This window comes from Planctomyces sp. SH-PL14, from assembly GCF_001610835.1.
Classification (GTDB): domain Bacteria; phylum Planctomycetota; class Planctomycetia; order Planctomycetales; family Planctomycetaceae; genus Planctomyces_A.
Map to the genome: position 1 here is coordinate 4,997,957 of NZ_CP011270.1, position 15,980 is coordinate 5,013,936.

Below are 15,980 nucleotides of genomic sequence, written 5' to 3' on the forward strand. Positions count from 1 at the left end.
AACTCTACGCCACCCCCGGTGGGGTTTGAAGGGGTTGCTGACCGCCTACCGATCATCGCAGGCGTGGAGCGGAATGGACTGCACTCCGGACGGCTGACGGAATTGGCCACCACAAGACTTTGCGCCCAGGGAACAGGTCCGCGAATGTCGAAATGCCTACTGCATGCCGGGTTGTGGTTCGCTCTCTTTGCGAATACCAGCCCGACCTGTTTCGGCGACGGCGCCATCGAGTCGGCTGCAGCCGTCTCCGCCTCCCCCAGCAAGAACCGCATTTCGCCGTTCGTGCAGCAGCTCCAGCAGATCTGCCCCTCGACCGTGAATATTCACACGGAAAAGCGGCAGAAGCTGGATGTGATGCTCAACCTCAGTCCCTCTAAGGGCTCCCGCGTCAACGGGATGGGGACGGGGATCATCCTCGACGAACGGGGCTACATCGTCACGAATCACCACGTCGTACAGGATGTGGAATCGCTTCGCGTGACGCTCTGGAACAAAGAGAGCTACGACGCCCAGGTCGTCCGTACGGACAAGCAGAACGACCTGGCGATCATCAAGATCACTCCCCGCTCTCCTCTCCCGGTCGCCCCCTTCGGGACGTCGTCCGACCTGATCCTGGGCGAAGACGTCTACGCCATCGGCAACGCCTATGGCTGGGAGCACTCCGTCACCCGCGGGATCGTCAGCGCCCTCAAGCGGGACGTGGAAGTCAACGAAGAGCAGGCGTACAAGAACCTGATCCAGACCGACGCGGCGATCAATCCCGGCAACAGCGGCGGACCGCTGCTCAATGCCGACGGGGAAATCGTCGGGATCAACGTCGCGATCCGGGCGGGAGCCCAGCGGATCGGGTTCGCGATTCCGATCGACGATGCCCGGGTGATCGTTGCCCGTCTGATGAGCGTCGAGACTCTGGAGAGCCACTTCCACGGACTGGTCACCACGGATGACAAGCGCGGCACGGAACGCAAGCTGGTGGTGAAGTCCGTTTCGCCGAACTCGCCGGCGGCCGAAGCGGGGCTGCAGGCGGGAGACGTGATCACCAAGGCGGGGATCGTGAAGGTGACGGACGGAGTCGACCTGGAGCGGGCGCTCCTGGGCAAGTCGATCGGTGAGAAGATCGAGTTGATGGTCCGCCGCGACAGTGAAACGTCCTCCAAGCAGATCTCGGTTGCCGCCCTGTCTCCTGAACGGGCGAACGCGGTCCGGGCTCAGCTGAACTCCGGCAGCACGCTGGCGAGCGGTGAAGTTCGCGTGGCTGAGAAGCCGGTGGTCGGCTCGGCTGCGAAGGACCGGTCCTGGGAAATCCTGGGGGTGACCCTGGAGAAGCTCCCGACGGGCGATTCCAGCCTGACGGGCCAGCAGTATCGGGGGGGGATGCGGGTGGCCGATGTCCGGCCGCAGAGCCCGGCTTCGCTGAACGGCATCCGCCGCGGCGACATCCTGGTGGGCCTGCATGTGTGGGAGACGATCGATCGGGACAACATCGATTTCGTGTTGAACCATCCGGACTTCCGGACGATCAATCCGCTGAAGTTTTACATTGTGCGGGGTGGCGAGACGTTGTTCGGCCACTTCAATCTGACGGCCGCCCGGTAAGGCAGCCGGTCAGCGACGAATTCACTCGGGCCGGTCCAGGCAAATCTGGATCGGCCCGATTTGTTTTTTGGGGGACCTGCGAGGGAGGCGGAAGGGGTTCAGGCGGAAGGCGGAAGGTCGAGTGGCGCGACTCAGGGTCATTTGGCCCTGATCGGGTCCAGGGGCACCCTGGTCAGGGAGTGCAGAGGGGAGAATCCCCTTTGCCCGCCGGAGGCCTGGCCGTCGAGAGATGCCTGAAGGAGTGGGTGTCCAAGCGCGGACCACGTGTCGCATGCCCCCTCACCAACCCGCGGGGATCGTGGAGCGAGCGGTGAGTCCTCAACGTGGGCTCATTAACGCTGAAGGCGTTGAACAACCTAGCCTGGGGCAACGCCCCAGGTTCGCGGTGAGTGCCGATCAAGAGCCCTGAAGGGGCGACACAAACCAGCCTCCTGTTGCGCCCCTGCAGGGCTTGGACCGGGAGCGGCGACCGTTCCTGGGGCGTTGCCCCAGGCTATGTTGTCTCACGCCGTTGGCGTGACCAGCCGACAACGACCCGTTTCTGGAGCCCTCGGGAGTCCTTCTCTGCAACACAGCGGTCGTGGCCTGCGCGGGGATCGGCATCCTCCACCGGAAGGCGGTTCCGGCCTACGAAGCCGATCCTTCCGCCAGCCTGTTTCCTCCCGCTTTCCCCCACGGTATACTCGTTTTGCAACGAACAGTGGCCGAGTTTGTGCGGTTCTGGTCCGATTTTGGCATAGCGCATCCCCGCTCCGAGGCTGTCGTATGTTTTTCCGCCGTCTTGCCGCCCTCTCTCTCTGCGCGGCCGCCATCCTCGGAGGAGCCGGGATCGCATCCGCTGAACTCACGGCGGATCACAAGAAGGAACTGACCACCCTCGCCACCGCCGTCAACAAGGCGTCGTCGATGGCGTCGAAAAAGCAGTTCGACGAAGCGGATACGCTCATCAAGGAGACCGAGGAACGGGTCGCCAAGATCGTCGAAGAGGCTGGCATCACCGCCGACGACAAGGCCCTGACCAAGATCACCTCCTCCCTCGAGAAGGCCAAGTCCGCCGTCGAGAAGCAGAAGAGCCGCGGCAAGAAGCCCGAGCCGGTCAGCTTCACCAAGGACGTCGCTCCGATCATTCAGAAGAACTGCGTCGAGTGCCACTCGACCGCCCGCTCCAGCCGCAACCTGAACCTCGAAAACTTTGCCGGCTGGCGCAAAGGAGGCCGCAGCGGCCCGATCGTCTCCGGCCCCAACCCCGCCACCAGCCTCCTGATGCGGGCCATCACGACCCCGATCGCCCAGGGCGGAATGCCCAAGGACGGCAGCCCCCTCGCCAAGGAAGACGTCGAGAAGGTGGCGATGTGGATCAGCCAGGGGGCGAACTTTGACGGCGAGGCGGAAGACGTCGCCCTCGGCAAGCTGCGGACCAAGGCCAAGGCGCTCGAGGTCGACTCGAAGATCGTCATCAACAAGCCCAAGGGGACCGAGACCGTCTCGTTCACCAAGGACATCGCTCCCTGGATGACGAACCTCTGCCTGGGCTGCCACAGCGGCAACAACCCCCGCGGCGGCCTCTCGCTGGTGACGTTTGAAGACATGATGCGCGGCGGCGAGAGCGGCGCCGTGATCCTCCCCGGCGACAAGGAAAACAGCCGCCTCTTCCGCCTGACCGGCGGGCTCGAAAACCCCCGCATGCCGCAGGGACAGGGACGCCTGACCCGGCCGAACTACGACGCCCTGGTGAAGTGGTTCGAGGAAGGGAACGTCTTCGATGGCGGCGACGCGCGGAAGCCGATCCGCGACCTCGTCCCGAGCGACGCCGAGCTGGCCGCCGCCAAGATGAACAAGCTCAGCAACTCCGAGCTGGAGGCGATGCGCCGCAGCAAAGCGGAAGAACTCCTCCGCAAGGCGATCCCCAACGACACCCGCAGCGCGGTCGATGGTGTGGAAGTCGTCGTCCTCGGCAACGTCCCGGAAGCCCGCCTGAAGCAGGTGGAAGGCTGGGCCACCGGGCACATCGGCAACCTCAAGAAGGCGTTCGTCGCCCAGAGCACGCCGGCGATCCGCGGCAAGCTGGCGGTGATCGTTCTGAAGGACAAGTTCGGCTACAACGAAGTCAGCCTCGCCGCGACGGGCCGGGAAAGCCCCAACGAAGCGACCTCCACGAGCATCGTGACGGCCAATGTCGAGGACGCCTATGTGATCGTCCAGGACGTTGGCGATGAGCCCACGGCGACTGCCCCGGGGCTCGAGGCCCATGTCATCGACATTGTCACCCAGGCATTCCTGCGGCGCAACAATCCCGACATGCCGAACTGGCTCCTCAAGGGGACCGGCCTGAAGATGGCCTCCTCGGTCGAGGCGCGGAATCCCTACTTCCGCGGGCTGCGGGGAGAAGCGGCCCTGGTCGCTCCGTCGCTCAAGCCGGACGAGCTGTTCAGCGACCGGTCCTATTCGCCCGGCACCGTCGGCCCGATGGGCTTCACGATCGTCGACTTCCTCATCGACAAGGCGGGGCTGCCGAACTTCGTCAAGTTCGTGAAGGCGACCGAGACCGGGACGACCCAGGCCCAGGCGCTTCGGGCCGCCTACGGTGGGGATCCTCCGGCGGTGGCGGCGGAGTACATCAAGTACATCCGCGCGACGGCCGGGAAATAGCAGCCCGGTGATGTGCCGGCGTGAGCCGGTTTTGCGCCTCGCGGCGCGCTACGTGAGACCCGCCGTTGTCATTCAGTCCAGACGAGCCGTCCGCGTTCTACTGCGTCGGGTGTAACGAGCGGTTTCTCGCCCCCCCGGCCAGCCGCGTCTGTCCGAGTTGCGGAGCCAACTCCAGCGTGGAGGACCATTCCCACCACCCCACGCTCCTGTGGAAGAGCGCGGAGAAGTGGGCCATCAACGGTCAGCCGACGCCGACCGCGCCCGCGGAGCCGCATCAGGTTCTCGACCTCGTCGGGCAGCAGGTCGACCACTACCGATGTGAGTCGCTGCTGGGCCGCGGCGGGATGGGATGGGTCTTCCTGGCGCGGCACGTGAAGCTCGATCGGCCGTGCGCGCTGAAGATCCTGGCGCCGGAGCTTGTGGGCCGGGACCCCGAGTACCTGGAGCGGTTCCGCCATGAAGGACAGGCGTCCGCCTCGCTGGTCCATCCGAACGTCGTCACGACTCACGCGATCGACGAGTTCAACGGCTATCACTACCTCGAGATGGAGTATGTCCCCGGCCGGTCGCTGCAGAACCTGATCAAGGAGCGGGTGCTGAGTCCCGAGCGGGCGACGGCGCTGGCGGTGTCGATTGCCGATGGGCTGGGGGCGGCGCATCGCCTGGGGATTCTGCACCGGGACCTCAAGCCGGACAACGTCCTGATGACGCTGCACGGCATTCCGAAGCTCGGGGACTTCGGGCTCGCCAAGCGGGTGGCGGTCGGGGCGGCGGATCATGGGCCGCTGGCGGGGACGCCGCACTACATGGCTCCGGAGCTGTTCAGCGGGTTGCCCGCTTCGCCGGCTTCGGATGTCTATGCCCTGGGGGTCTGTTACTTCCAGATGCTGACGCGTCAGCTTCCCTACACGGCGGGGAGTCTGAACGGGCTGATTTCCGACGTGACGAGCCAGCCGTTGCCGAATGTTCGTTCGATCCGCGGGGAGATCTCGCTGGAGATGGCGGAGTGTCTGAGTCTGCTGCTCGACAAGAGTCCGGCGAACCGTCCGCAGGACGCGATTTCGGCCAGTCATCTGCTGCAGGCGGTGTTGGGGTCGATGAAGGACATTGAGACGCTTCTGGAGGAGGCGTTCAACCACGAGGCGCGGATTGACTGGGAGTCGTTTGGCGACGGGTGCGTGGTGTCGGTGGAGTTGCCGCGGAAGCGGGCGCAGCGGGTGTATGTGGTGGGGGTGAATCCGCCGGGTGAGGATCGGCTGATTGAGATCGCGAGTCCGTGTTGTCCGGTGGATCCGAGTTATTTTGAGTCGGCGTTGCGGCTGAACTCGGAGTTTTCGCACGGGGCGATCGGGATCCGGAAGTTTGAGGGGACGGATTATTTTGTGGTACAGAACCGTTATCCGCGTCACACGATCAATTCGGATGAATTGAGGGCGAGTGTGTTTGAGGTGGCGCAGAATGCGGACGACATTGAGTTGAAGCTGACGGGCGCGGACAAGCGGTAGCTGCGGGGAGAGGCGTAAGGCTGAGGGCTTAAGTCGGAAGGTAGCGTGGCGCGACTCAGGGTCATTTGGCCCTGATCGGGTCCAGGGGCACCCTGGTCAGGGAGTGCAGAGGGGAGAATCCCCTTTGCCCGCCGGAGGCCTGGCCTGTCTCGCTCTCTCTGAAGGAGCGCGTGTCCGAACGCGGACGACGTGCCGGATGCCCCCTCACCAATCCGCGAGGACTGCGAAGCCGGCGGTGTGGTGTGAGGGCGTCCTCACGCTGGTCCGTGCACAAAGCGGACGTCACCACTTGCTCACACTAGCCCGAAGCGCCAGCGAGGGACGCCGCGTGCATTGGCGGCCTTCGAGAGCCATTTCCATACGTCCGGGGAGCGGAATCAGGGGGCTGACGCCCCCCGCTCGCTTTGTGGGTGGATTGTTCAACGCCTTCCGCGTTCGGGACACGCCCGAGTTCTTCGCCGGGTTGGCCCCACGACTTCAACCGTCCCCAATGGGCGGCTCTTTCCCGGCCCCCGGCTCCGGGGCGCCTGCCTTGTGCCCCGATGGCCCATCGAAGACATTGCCCACATCGGTCAAGTCCTTCGAGCGGCACTCATGAAATCGAATCCGGTCAAAGCGGCCCTCAAGCGAGGCGAGCCGCAGGTAGGAACGTGGCTCTCCCTGGGAACGGTCTTCTCCTCCCGGCTCATGGCCCGCGTCGGCTTCCCCTGGCTGACGATCGACATGGAACACTCCCCGATCGACTGGGACATGGCCGCCACCATGTTCGCCGTCATCGCCGAAGGGGGCTGCGTCCCCCTCTGCCGCGTCCCGTGCGGCAGCCATGACCATATTAAGAGGGCCCTCGACGCCGGCGCCTGGGGGATTGTCGTCCCCATGGTCGACACCGTCGAACAGGCCAAAGCGGCCATCGCGGCCTGCAAGTACCCGCCGGCCGGAAACCGCTCCGTCGGCGGATCGATGCACGCCCTGAACTTCGGCGCGTCCGCCGGGGAATACTTCGCCCAGGCGAATGACGAGATCTTGGTCGTCCTCCAGACGGAATCGCCCACCGGCGCCGCCAACGCCGAAGCGATCTACAGCCTCCCCGGCGTCGACGCCATCTTCGTGGGCCCCAACGACCTCGCGGCCCAGATGCGCGGTCCCGACGGCCGCGACCCCGAGCCCGCCGCCTTCGAGGCGATGCTCCAGAAAATCCTCGCCGCCGGCAAGAAAACCGGGACCCCGGTCGGACTTCACACCCAGACCGTGGCGGAAGTCGAAAAGCGGATCGCCGAAGGCTGGCAGTTCATCGCCGTCGGCAGCGAACTGCGGATGATGGTCACGCAGGCCCAGCGGTTCGTCTCGGAACTCAAGATCAAGGGAAGCTCCGACCTCGCCCGATACTGACAGTCTTCGGATGAAGCTGTCGCGGGGAGCGCAAAACGCCGCTCCTCCGGCTCCAGTCTCCAGACCCTAGTCCCTCGTCCCCCGCCGACCTCCCATGAGCCAAGTCATCAGCACCTCCGGTCCGACGCTGGTCATCGACGACATGACCGTCCTGATCTTCGGGGCCTCGGGCGACCTGACCGCCCGCAAGCTGATCCCGGCTCTCTTCCGCCTGCATCACGACGGGTTCCTGTCGGAGAAGTCGGCCGTCATCGGCGTCGCTCGCCGGGAGAAGTCGCACGAGACCTTCCGCGACGAGATGCGGAAGGCGGTCACGGAGTTCGGCCGCGGCAAGAAGGTAACGGACGAGAGCTGGCCGAAGTTCGCCAACCAGCTGTTCTACGTCCAGCACGACATCAACGACAACGCGGATGCCGAGAACCTCCGCCTGCAGGTCGAGAAGATCGAGCAGGGCCTCGGACTCAGCGGACGCCGTCTGGCCTACCTCGCCACCGCGCCGGAACTGTTCCTGCCGTCGGTCGAGTCGCTGCACGCGGCCAAGATGGTCCCGCCGGCGGAAGAGCGGGACAAGCTGCGGGTCGTCGTCGAGAAGCCGTTCGGCCAGGACCTGGAGTCGTCCCTGGAGCTGAACAAGGCCCTCCGCCGGATCCTGCACGAGTCGCAGATCTACCGCATCGACCACTACCTGGGCAAAGAGACGGTCCAGAACATCCTCCTGTTCCGGTTCGGCAACGCGATCTTCGAGCCGCTCTTCAACCGCAACCACATCGACCACATCGAGATCACGACTGCCGAGTCGCAGGGGATCGAAGGGGGCCGCGGCGGCTACTACGACCAGTCGGGCGGGGCCCTGCGGGACGTTCTCCAGAACCACGTTCTCCAGCTCCTGTGCCTCATTGCCATGGAGCCGCCTGCCCTCTTCGAGGCGGAGTACATCCGGAACGAGAAGCTGAAGGTCCTCCAGGCCCTCGCCCCCGGCCGCAGCGGACCGGTCTCGGAATGGGCGGTCGCCGGGCAGTACGCCGCCGCCGCCATCAACGGCAAGCGGGTCAAGGCCTACCTCGACGAAGACCGCATCGCGCCCGATTCCCGCCGCGAGACCTTCGTGGCGGTCGAGGCCCGGATCGACAACTGGCGGTGGGCGGGTGTCCCGTTCTACATGCGGACCGGAAAGCGGATGCCGGCCCGCGTGACCGAGATCGCGGTCACGTTCAAGCTCCCGCCGCTGAATCTCTTTACGACGATCGAGTGCGACGGCAACCTGTGCGGCCTCGCGGAGACGCGGCCGAACACGCTTCTGTTCCGGATCCAGCCCAAGGAGTCGATCCGCGTCTCGTTCAGCGCCAAGCGGCCCGGCATGCAGTACCAGGTCCAGCCGGTCGACATGGAGTTCGACTACTCGAACTTCGAGATCGACCTGCCGGAAGCGTACGAGCGGCTGCTCCTCGACGCGATGCGGGGGGACTCGACCCTCTTCACCCGCAGCGACGAGCTCGAAGCGGCGTGGAAGTTCTGCGAGCCGATGCTTCAGGCCTGGAGCTCGCCGGACCACCATCCGGAGCTCTACCCGGCCGGCACCTGGGGCCCCCGCTCCGCGCACGAGCTGCTCCAGCGGACCGGCCGCAAGTGGCGGAACCCCGGCGGCACGCAGGTCGAAGGGGCCAAGGCGGCGGCGCTCGGCGAAGGGTAGGACGGCGGGCGGAGAGGACAGCGGCCGGAAAACCGTGATCGCCCTGCGGAATTCCGCCAGCATTCCGGGAGCGCGTCCGTATGGTGGAGGAGAGAACTCTCCTCCCGCGGCCGGGACGACGGATGTTGAACTGCTGGTGGCCTCTTCTCGCTGTGGCGATCGTGGCCGGGGGTTTTCCCGCGGAGGCGGACGAGCGGTCTTTGCCCGTGGATCATCGCGGCAAACGGGCGGCTGAGAGCGTCCCGGCGGCACGCTGCATCGGCCTCGCGATCGGTCCCGGGACGACCGTCATTGACGGTCCGCTCACCGCCGAGGGACTGCCGGACTACGCCGCCCATCTGAACGCCGCGCTCTCGCGAGGCATATCACCGGAAGAGAACTTCTGGGGGGCGATGTGGGGCGTCTTCGGGCAGGACCCCCGGCTCCCCGCGTCGGAGCTGGCGGCGTATGAGCAGTGGCTCAAGGTCTCCATTCCGGTTCAGGGAGCGTTCGTCCCCGCCTCGTTCAACCCGTCGGATTTTCGGCGCGTCACTCAGGCACCCTGGACCGCCGACAACTTCCCGAAGATCGCCGCCTCGATCGAACGGAACGAGGAGGCTCTCGACCTGGTCGAGCAGGCGGCACGTCGGCCGCTGGCCTTCGCTCCGCTCGACTCCGCGGCCGAGGGACCGCTTCCGCCCTCCTTTGCCCGCCTCACCCATCTGGAGCGGATCGTGCCGATCGTGCGTCTGCTGACGGCCCGGGCCATGCTGCGGCTGGAGGGAGGGGATGCGGACGGGGCGTGGCGGGACCTGATGACGTGCTACCGGATCGCGCGGCACGTGGAGAGCGGATGGCGGCGGGATGACCTCTGGACCGCGTGGTGGATCCGGGACCTGGCGGCGGAAGGGGTGGTCCAGTGGATCGCGCACGTCGACCAGCCCCTCGTCGAGCTGGCGTGGCGGTTCGGCGAGTTGAGGCCGCTGCTGCATACCCGCTCCGCCGCGGAGGTCCTGGGCAACGAGCGGCTCTGCTTTGCGGATCTGATCCTGGGGTCGGCGACGGGGAGGGTGCCGATGACGACGCTGGTCGGACTGGGCTGGGTCGACGGCCGACCTCGTCGTGAGCCGGACGCGTCCCCCTTCGGCCAGATCAAGGCGGAACTCTCGTACTTCGAGAACACGGTCCTGACCGCGGAGGCGCTCCGCTTCCACGGGAAGAGCGTCAATGCGGCGCTCGACGAAGGGGGACGGAACTACGCCGAGCTGAAGGAGGCGCTGAGTCTGAGGGCGCATGCGGAACGGCGGGAGAGGCTGAAGACGCTGATGGAGCGCCTGGAGCAGGAAAGCGAGCGGCTGGCCGAGCCCGGTGCCTTCTGGGCGGAAGCTCTGTTCAGCTCTTCGGACAACGTCGCGAGGCTGACGGCCCGCCGGCTCCTCGGCCGGCTGATCCGCAACGTCCCGTCGCTGGAGATCGTGCAGACCCGTTCGGAAACCCAGTCCAGGCTGCTCCTGGTCGCGATGGCGATCAAGGAGTCGCTGGCGGCGGGGGGACCGCTTCCAGCCGACTGGGAGAGCGTGGCGATGGAGCCGGCGGCGCGGATCGATCCGTTCACCGGCGAGCCCTTTCGGATGCAGACGACGCCGCGGGGGGTGACGATCTCGAGTCTGGGCCCGAATGGGAAAGAGGACTTCGACCCCTACCAGCCCCAGGCGAACATCGACGACATCCGCATGGTGCTGTGGCGGAAGTGACCTTGCCGGGCCGGGGAAGCGGCAGGGGTTTCGGCCGACCCGATGGACGCAGAATCCGGTGTGAGTCGGCGGAATTCCTCCCACGGATGGGGGAAAGTCCTCGTACGTTGAGCAGGGTCACACGCTCCTGGCCGGGATGACGGATGCCGAACTGCTGGTGGTTCTTCGTCGTTGTGGCGATCGCAGTCGGGGCGGGCGCGGCGGGCGAGCGTCGTTCGGCGGCGCGGCGTATCGGGCTGACGATCGGTCCGGAGACGACGATCATCGACGGGCCGCTCACGGCCGACGGGCTGCCAGACTACGTCACGTATCTGAACTCCAAGCTCTCCCGCGGCATCGAGCCGGAGGACAACTTCTGGGCTCAGATGTGGATCGTCTTCGGCCGGACCCGCGAACTCACGCCGGAGAGGGCCGCTTGCCATGAGAAGTGGCTGGGGATCCGGATTCCGGGCGAAGGGACGCTCAAGTGGGGCCTCTTTTTCGAGCAGTCCAATGTCGTCGCTCAGGACCAGGCCGCCCGCGCTCCCTGGACGCGTGACCAGTTTCCCCAGATCGCAGCGTGGATCGACTCCAATGCGGACGCCCTCGACAAGGTGGCGCGGGCCGCCGAGCGGTCACGGGCGTTCACCCCCTTGTGCGCGTCTGCCGACGACGGCTTCCCTCTGGCCGGCCTTTCAATTCCCCATGTGCAGCCAACCTTTGAGGTCGGCCGCCTCCTGGCGGCGCGGGCGATGCTTCGGCTCGGAGAGGGGGATGTCGAGGGCGCCTGGAGAGACGTGCTGACGTGCCATCGAATTGCTCGGCACATGGACGGAGGATGGACGGCTTTCGACCTCACGTTGGCTAACGCGGTCCGAAGTCGGACCGCCGAGGCGCTCGTCCGCTGCATCGCCCAGTCGGATGGTCCGCCGGCGGAGCTGGAGTGGCGATTGGAGGAGTTAAAGCCGCTGCTGCGGGTTCGTCCGCTGGCCGAGGTGGTCGATTCGGAGGCATTCATCTTCGTCGACACCATCCTCGCGATCGCCAGCGGTGCGGCGTCTCCGGAGACGCTTTCCGAGTTCGGCCTGCTGAGGCCCCGATCTCGCTCCGGCTCCTCCGAGGCGTCTTCGCCGCAGGAGCACTTTCGGGACGTGCTCTTTCAATTGGAGGACCGCTTCCTCAACACGCAACTGCTGACCTTCCGGTCTCACTGCGAGACGTCGCTGCGAGAGGGGATCGCGACGTATGCGGAGGTGAAGGAGGCTCTCTCCCGGCCGGAGCATCTGGAACGGCAGAAGCGTCTCATCGCGATCCAGGGGCGTTTCGAGGAGGAGCGGCAGCGCCTGGAGTCGCCGGGCGCCCTTCTGACCGAGTTCTTCGAATCATCGTCCGAGCGGCTCTCGCGCCTCTCGGCCCACATTATCCTGGATGGGAGACTTCCCTCTATGGCGTCGTGCGAGGTCCAGCAGACCCGTGGAGAAGCCCGATCCCGAGTCTTGCTGGCGGCGATGAAAATCAAGATGTCTCTGGCCGGCGGCGCGGCGGTTCCGGCCCGCTGGTCGGATCTGGCCTTGGATCCGACCGAACTTACGGATCCCTTTGACGGCGAGCCGCTCCGTCTGCGGCGCGAGACAAGTGCCGTCGTGATCTACAGCGTCGGACCCAATGGCAATGACGATGATGGGCGGACGGAGGCAGACTCCCCGCGGGGGGATGACATTCGAGCCATCCTCCGCTTGCGGTAGTCTGGGGCGATGCCCCGGGAACGGTCAGAGGAGCCGTCGACGATCGGGCGGCGCCGCCGGAAAAGGGATCGCCGCATCGACGTTCGGCAAGGCCCGCAGTCAGCTCATCCCGAGGAAGCCGGGGCTACTTCCGCGCATCGGTCTCGCTGAGCTGGAAGCGGGTGCTGACGACCGAGTGCTTCTCCGGGCCGGGGGCGTACTTGATATAGGTCGTCGCCACGATTGTTCCGTCCGGCAGGAGCTCGAGGCCCGGGTAGCCGCAGTCTCCCACGTTCTTCGCGTGGCTGTGGAGGAGCTTCACGCGGTACTGGCCGGGCTTCGACTGCTTGATGTCGTCGTAGGTGCCGACCCAAGCGACGAAGTGTCCCCGCGTCGGGCTATTGAGGGCCTGGTCGCGGAAGGCGACGACGAAGCGGCCGTCCTTCGTGAAGACTCCGATGTGCCGATCGCCCGTGAGGCCCCAGGGGGTGTCGGTCGGCTTGGACCAGGTTTCCCCTTCGTCGCGGCTGTAGATGACGAGGCTGCGGCCCTTGTGGGTGTTCTCCCGCAGGAGGGCGCAGAGCTCGCTGCCATCGGGCGAGCGGAAGACGAACGGCTCGCAGGGGTTCTTGCCTTCGACGGCGGCGACGACTTTGGGTTCGGACCAGGTGAAGCCGCCGTCGGCGGTGATGGTCTGGAGGACTTCGAGGGGGACCTTATCCTGGCCGCCGGGGCCCTTGTGATAGAGGCCGAGGTAGCGGCCGTCCTTGAGGCGGACGATGCTGCTGAAGGTCATGACGTTGGGGAAGCCGAGCGGCGGCATCTCTTTCCAGGTGGCGCCGTCGTCCTCGCTCATGATGCTGGGCATGCCGGGGCCGCCGCGTTTGCCGAGGTGGGCGGAGAAGACCCACAGGCGGGCTTTGTCCTGGGGGTCGACGATGCGGTAGATGCTGGGGCAGTTCTGGTGGGTCGAGAAGCCCTTGGGAAGCTGGTCGTCGAGGCGGGACCAGGTGAGGCCGCCGTCCTGGCTCTTAGCCATGGGGCCGGCGGCGCCGCCGTGGTTGATACACCAGACGCAGTAGATCGTCTTGCCGTCCGGCATCCGGAGGGTGGTGGGGTGACCCTGGTAGGTGGACTCGGTTCCGGCGGCGATGACGACCTGACGCTGGGTGTCCTGCGAGAGGTCGATGACGGGGAGGTCGGGCTTTTCTTCGGCTCGGGCCGTGGTGCAGAGGAGGGCGAGGGAGAGCAGGAGGTATCGGAGCATGATCATCTCGAGCGGGGATGATGTTGGCGGGGAGAAGTCCCGTTGTCCCGCTCTGAAGCGTGGGTGTCAAGCAGCCGGCCCGTCAAACACCGTCCTCGCCGGCACGACTGTGCTCGCTCAAACCCAATGTGCGACGGCAGCCGGGGTCAAGGGGGCACCCCTTGCCGCCGGAGGCACTCCTGTGAGGAACCGTGGTAAGTAGCGGACGTCCGCTTTGTGGAACCGGCGTTGCGGACTCGACGCTCGCTCTCGAATCCGTGCGGGTTGGTGAAGGGGCATCCGGCGCGGTGTCCGCGTTTGGACACGCGCTCCTTCAGAGAGATCGAGACAGGCCAGGCCTCCGGCGGGCAAAGGGGCGTTGCCCCTCTGCACTCCCCACCAGGGGTGCCCCCTGGACCCCGGTGAGGTCAGGCGGCTTCTGCAGTGTCGGTCACCGGTGGAATTGGGATCGGATCCGCCGGCACCGGCGGCAACTCCACCGGCGCCATCAACGGCGGCGGACTCGCCTCCATCGCCGTCAAACCACCAATCGCATAATTCCAACTGCTGATCGACAGATTGTAATCCACCAGCGCTATGTGCTCCTCGCGAAGTGCATTCGCCAACAACGTCCTCGCCCGCAACAACCGATCGAGATCCAACTGCCCCGTCGCATGCAGCTTCGTAAACGTCTCCATCTGCGTCCGCGCCGCCTTCGCCCGCTCCCGCTGACGCTCCAGCACCTCCCACGTCGCCTGAATGTTGTCGTGCGACTCACGCACCTGCTGGCGGACCATCGCCTCCGCCTCCTCCCGGGCATGCACCTGCCGACTTACCGCCAGCTGCGCCTGCTCCACCGCTGCCTTCTCTGCCCGGAAACCGAACACATGCCGATACCGCACCCCCACGGTCCAGTTACCGAAGTCATTCCCGACAATGCGATTCGCCGACTCCAGGAAGTCCGCATCGAGACCGGTAATCGAATACCCCGCATACGCCTTCAGGTCCGGACGCAACGTGTCCCGCTGCCGACCCACCTCCAGCTGCGCCGTCTGGATATCAAGCTGCCGCGCCTGAAGCTCCGGACGGGAAAAGTTCGCCGTCGCCAACCCCTCGTCCAGATCGGGAAGTCGCTGCTCCAGCACCGGCTGCTCCGTCAGCTCCAGCGTCCGCCGGTCATTGGCCGGAATCCCCAGCAGTCCGAAGAGCTGGTTCTTGGCCGCGTACAACTTCTGCCGTGACTTCTCGAGATCCGCCTTGAGCGTCTCCAGGTTCTCCGTCGCCTGGGCCACCTCGACGACGCCGACTTCGCCGATCTCGAACCGCTTCCGTTCCCGGTTCAGCGTCGTCTCCGCCTGATCGACCAGCCCCTGGTTCGTCTGGATCTGGCTGCTGGCGAGCCATGTCGACCAGTAGGCCCGCTGGACTTCGTAGAGCGTCCGGTTCAGCTCGACCTGGAACTCCCAGTTCGCCTGCTGCTCGCTCACCTTGGCGATCCGGACCCCCGCCAGGTTGACGTTCCGGTCCTTGCCGCGGAGCAGCGGCTGCTCGACCGTCAGGTTGATCGCACTGGTGTAGGCCGGGTTGTAGATCAGGAACTGCCCGCCGGGGGCCGTCTGGTTGAACGTCGTTCCGAGGCCGACGCGGGCGGTCGTCCCTGTTTCAAACCGCTTCTCGACCTGGACGACGTTCGGAGCGCCGACCGCGGGGCCGATCGTCGTGGAGTTGTACTGGCTCAGGCCGCCGCCAACGACCTGCAGCGCGGAGGCAACCTGCTGGCTCCCTTCGACCCACTGCAGTCCGGCGGTCAGGACGGGATCGAACGTGGCGTACTCGATGTCGGCCCGCTTTCCCTTCTCGCCCGGGACGAACGCCAGGACGCGCATGCGGGGGTTGCTTTGGGTCGCGGCCGTGATGGCGTCCATCAGGCCGAGCGTCAGCGTGCCGCCGGTGTCGCGAACTACCGGAAGCGTGTGGCCATCAAGAGCCGGGACGATTTCTTCTTCACCGCCGACAGTATGGGAGGTCTGCTGGATGGCTCCCGGTGTCTTGAAGCGGGGTTTGCCGTCGTCGAGGTCCCACCGGGTTCGAGCCGTGGGGGCGGCGGGAGCGGAGGGGGCTTCGGGCTGTTCCAGGTGGGCGAATTTGCGGGAGTCCCGCCATTCCCGGACCTTGGTGACTTCCGGGCTGACGTCGACGGATTTGCAGCCGACCAGCAGCACGCCCGCGGAACAGAACGCCAGCCAGCAACGGTGGTTGCTGCGGACGATCGGTCGTGAGGCGGGGTGGAACAACGTGGTCCGAACGCGGGGGCCGGATTCTGGGGGGCCCGGAGCGGGCCCTCTGCCGGCGACCCGGAACGGACTCCGCGCGGCAGGACGACCGGGGCCTCCGGCGTCGCGCGGACGTTCCTGAATCTTGAGCGGAAAGTCTATTGGAGGTCGGGAATGGGGCGGATTCCCGGTTTTG

General features: G+C 66.1%; 9 protein-coding genes. 7 read left to right on the top strand and 2 right to left on the bottom strand.

Annotated elements, in window-relative coordinates; translation table 11 throughout:
* The first annotated feature begins 144 nt into the window (after positions 1-144).
* The 7 genes from VT03_RS19060 to VT03_RS19090 all read left to right on the top strand — a co-directional run bounded on the left by VT03_RS19060 (position 145) and on the right by VT03_RS19090 (position 12,286).
* Positions 145-1,596: a trypsin-like peptidase domain-containing protein gene (locus VT03_RS19060; protein ID WP_075094450.1), complete on the top strand. Its 1,452-nt coding sequence runs from the start codon at positions 145-147 to the stop codon at positions 1,594-1,596.
* Positions 1,597-2,361: 765 nt separating this feature from the next.
* Entirely contained in the window at positions 2,362-4,245 is a 1,884-nt protein-coding gene (locus VT03_RS19065) for a c-type cytochrome domain-containing protein (RefSeq protein ID WP_075094451.1), read from the top strand.
* A 65-nt stretch (positions 4,246-4,310) separates the two neighbouring features.
* Positions 4,311-5,750: a serine/threonine protein kinase gene (locus tag VT03_RS19070; RefSeq protein WP_156514614.1), complete on the top strand. Its 1,440-nt coding sequence runs from the start codon at positions 4,311-4,313 to the stop codon at positions 5,748-5,750.
* Positions 5,751-6,344: 594 nt separating this feature from the next.
* Complete coding sequence (locus tag VT03_RS19075; protein ID WP_075094453.1) at positions 6,345-7,139, top strand: HpcH/HpaI aldolase family protein; 795 nt, start codon at positions 6,345-6,347, stop codon at positions 7,137-7,139.
* Positions 7,140-7,233: 94 nt separating this feature from the next.
* The gene (gene zwf, locus VT03_RS19080) at positions 7,234-8,829 is read left to right on the top strand and encodes a glucose-6-phosphate dehydrogenase (protein ID WP_075094454.1); all 1,596 of its coding nucleotides are present in this window, start codon (positions 7,234-7,236) and stop codon (positions 8,827-8,829) included.
* Between the two features lie 122 nt (positions 8,830-8,951).
* Positions 8,952-10,562: a hypothetical protein gene (locus VT03_RS19085; RefSeq protein ID WP_075094455.1), complete on the top strand. Its 1,611-nt coding sequence runs from the start codon at positions 8,952-8,954 to the stop codon at positions 10,560-10,562.
* Between the two features lie 143 nt (positions 10,563-10,705).
* The gene (locus VT03_RS19090) at positions 10,706-12,286 is read left to right on the top strand and encodes a hypothetical protein (RefSeq protein WP_075094456.1); all 1,581 of its coding nucleotides are present in this window, start codon (positions 10,706-10,708) and stop codon (positions 12,284-12,286) included.
* 124 nt (positions 12,287-12,410) lie between these two features.
* Here the strand turns inward: VT03_RS19090 and VT03_RS19095 are convergent, their stop codons facing one another.
* Together VT03_RS19095 and VT03_RS19100 are read right to left on the bottom strand one after the other, a co-directional pair.
* Positions 12,411-13,532: a sialidase family protein gene (locus tag VT03_RS19095; protein ID WP_231870476.1), complete on the bottom strand. Its 1,122-nt coding sequence runs from the start codon at positions 13,530-13,532 to the stop codon at positions 12,411-12,413.
* A gap of 407 nt (positions 13,533-13,939) precedes the next feature.
* On the bottom strand, positions 13,940-15,805 hold the full coding sequence (locus VT03_RS19100; protein ID WP_075094458.1) for a TolC family protein: 1,866 nt from the start codon (positions 15,803-15,805) through the stop codon (positions 13,940-13,942).
* Between the last annotated feature and the right edge of the window lie 175 nt (positions 15,806-15,980).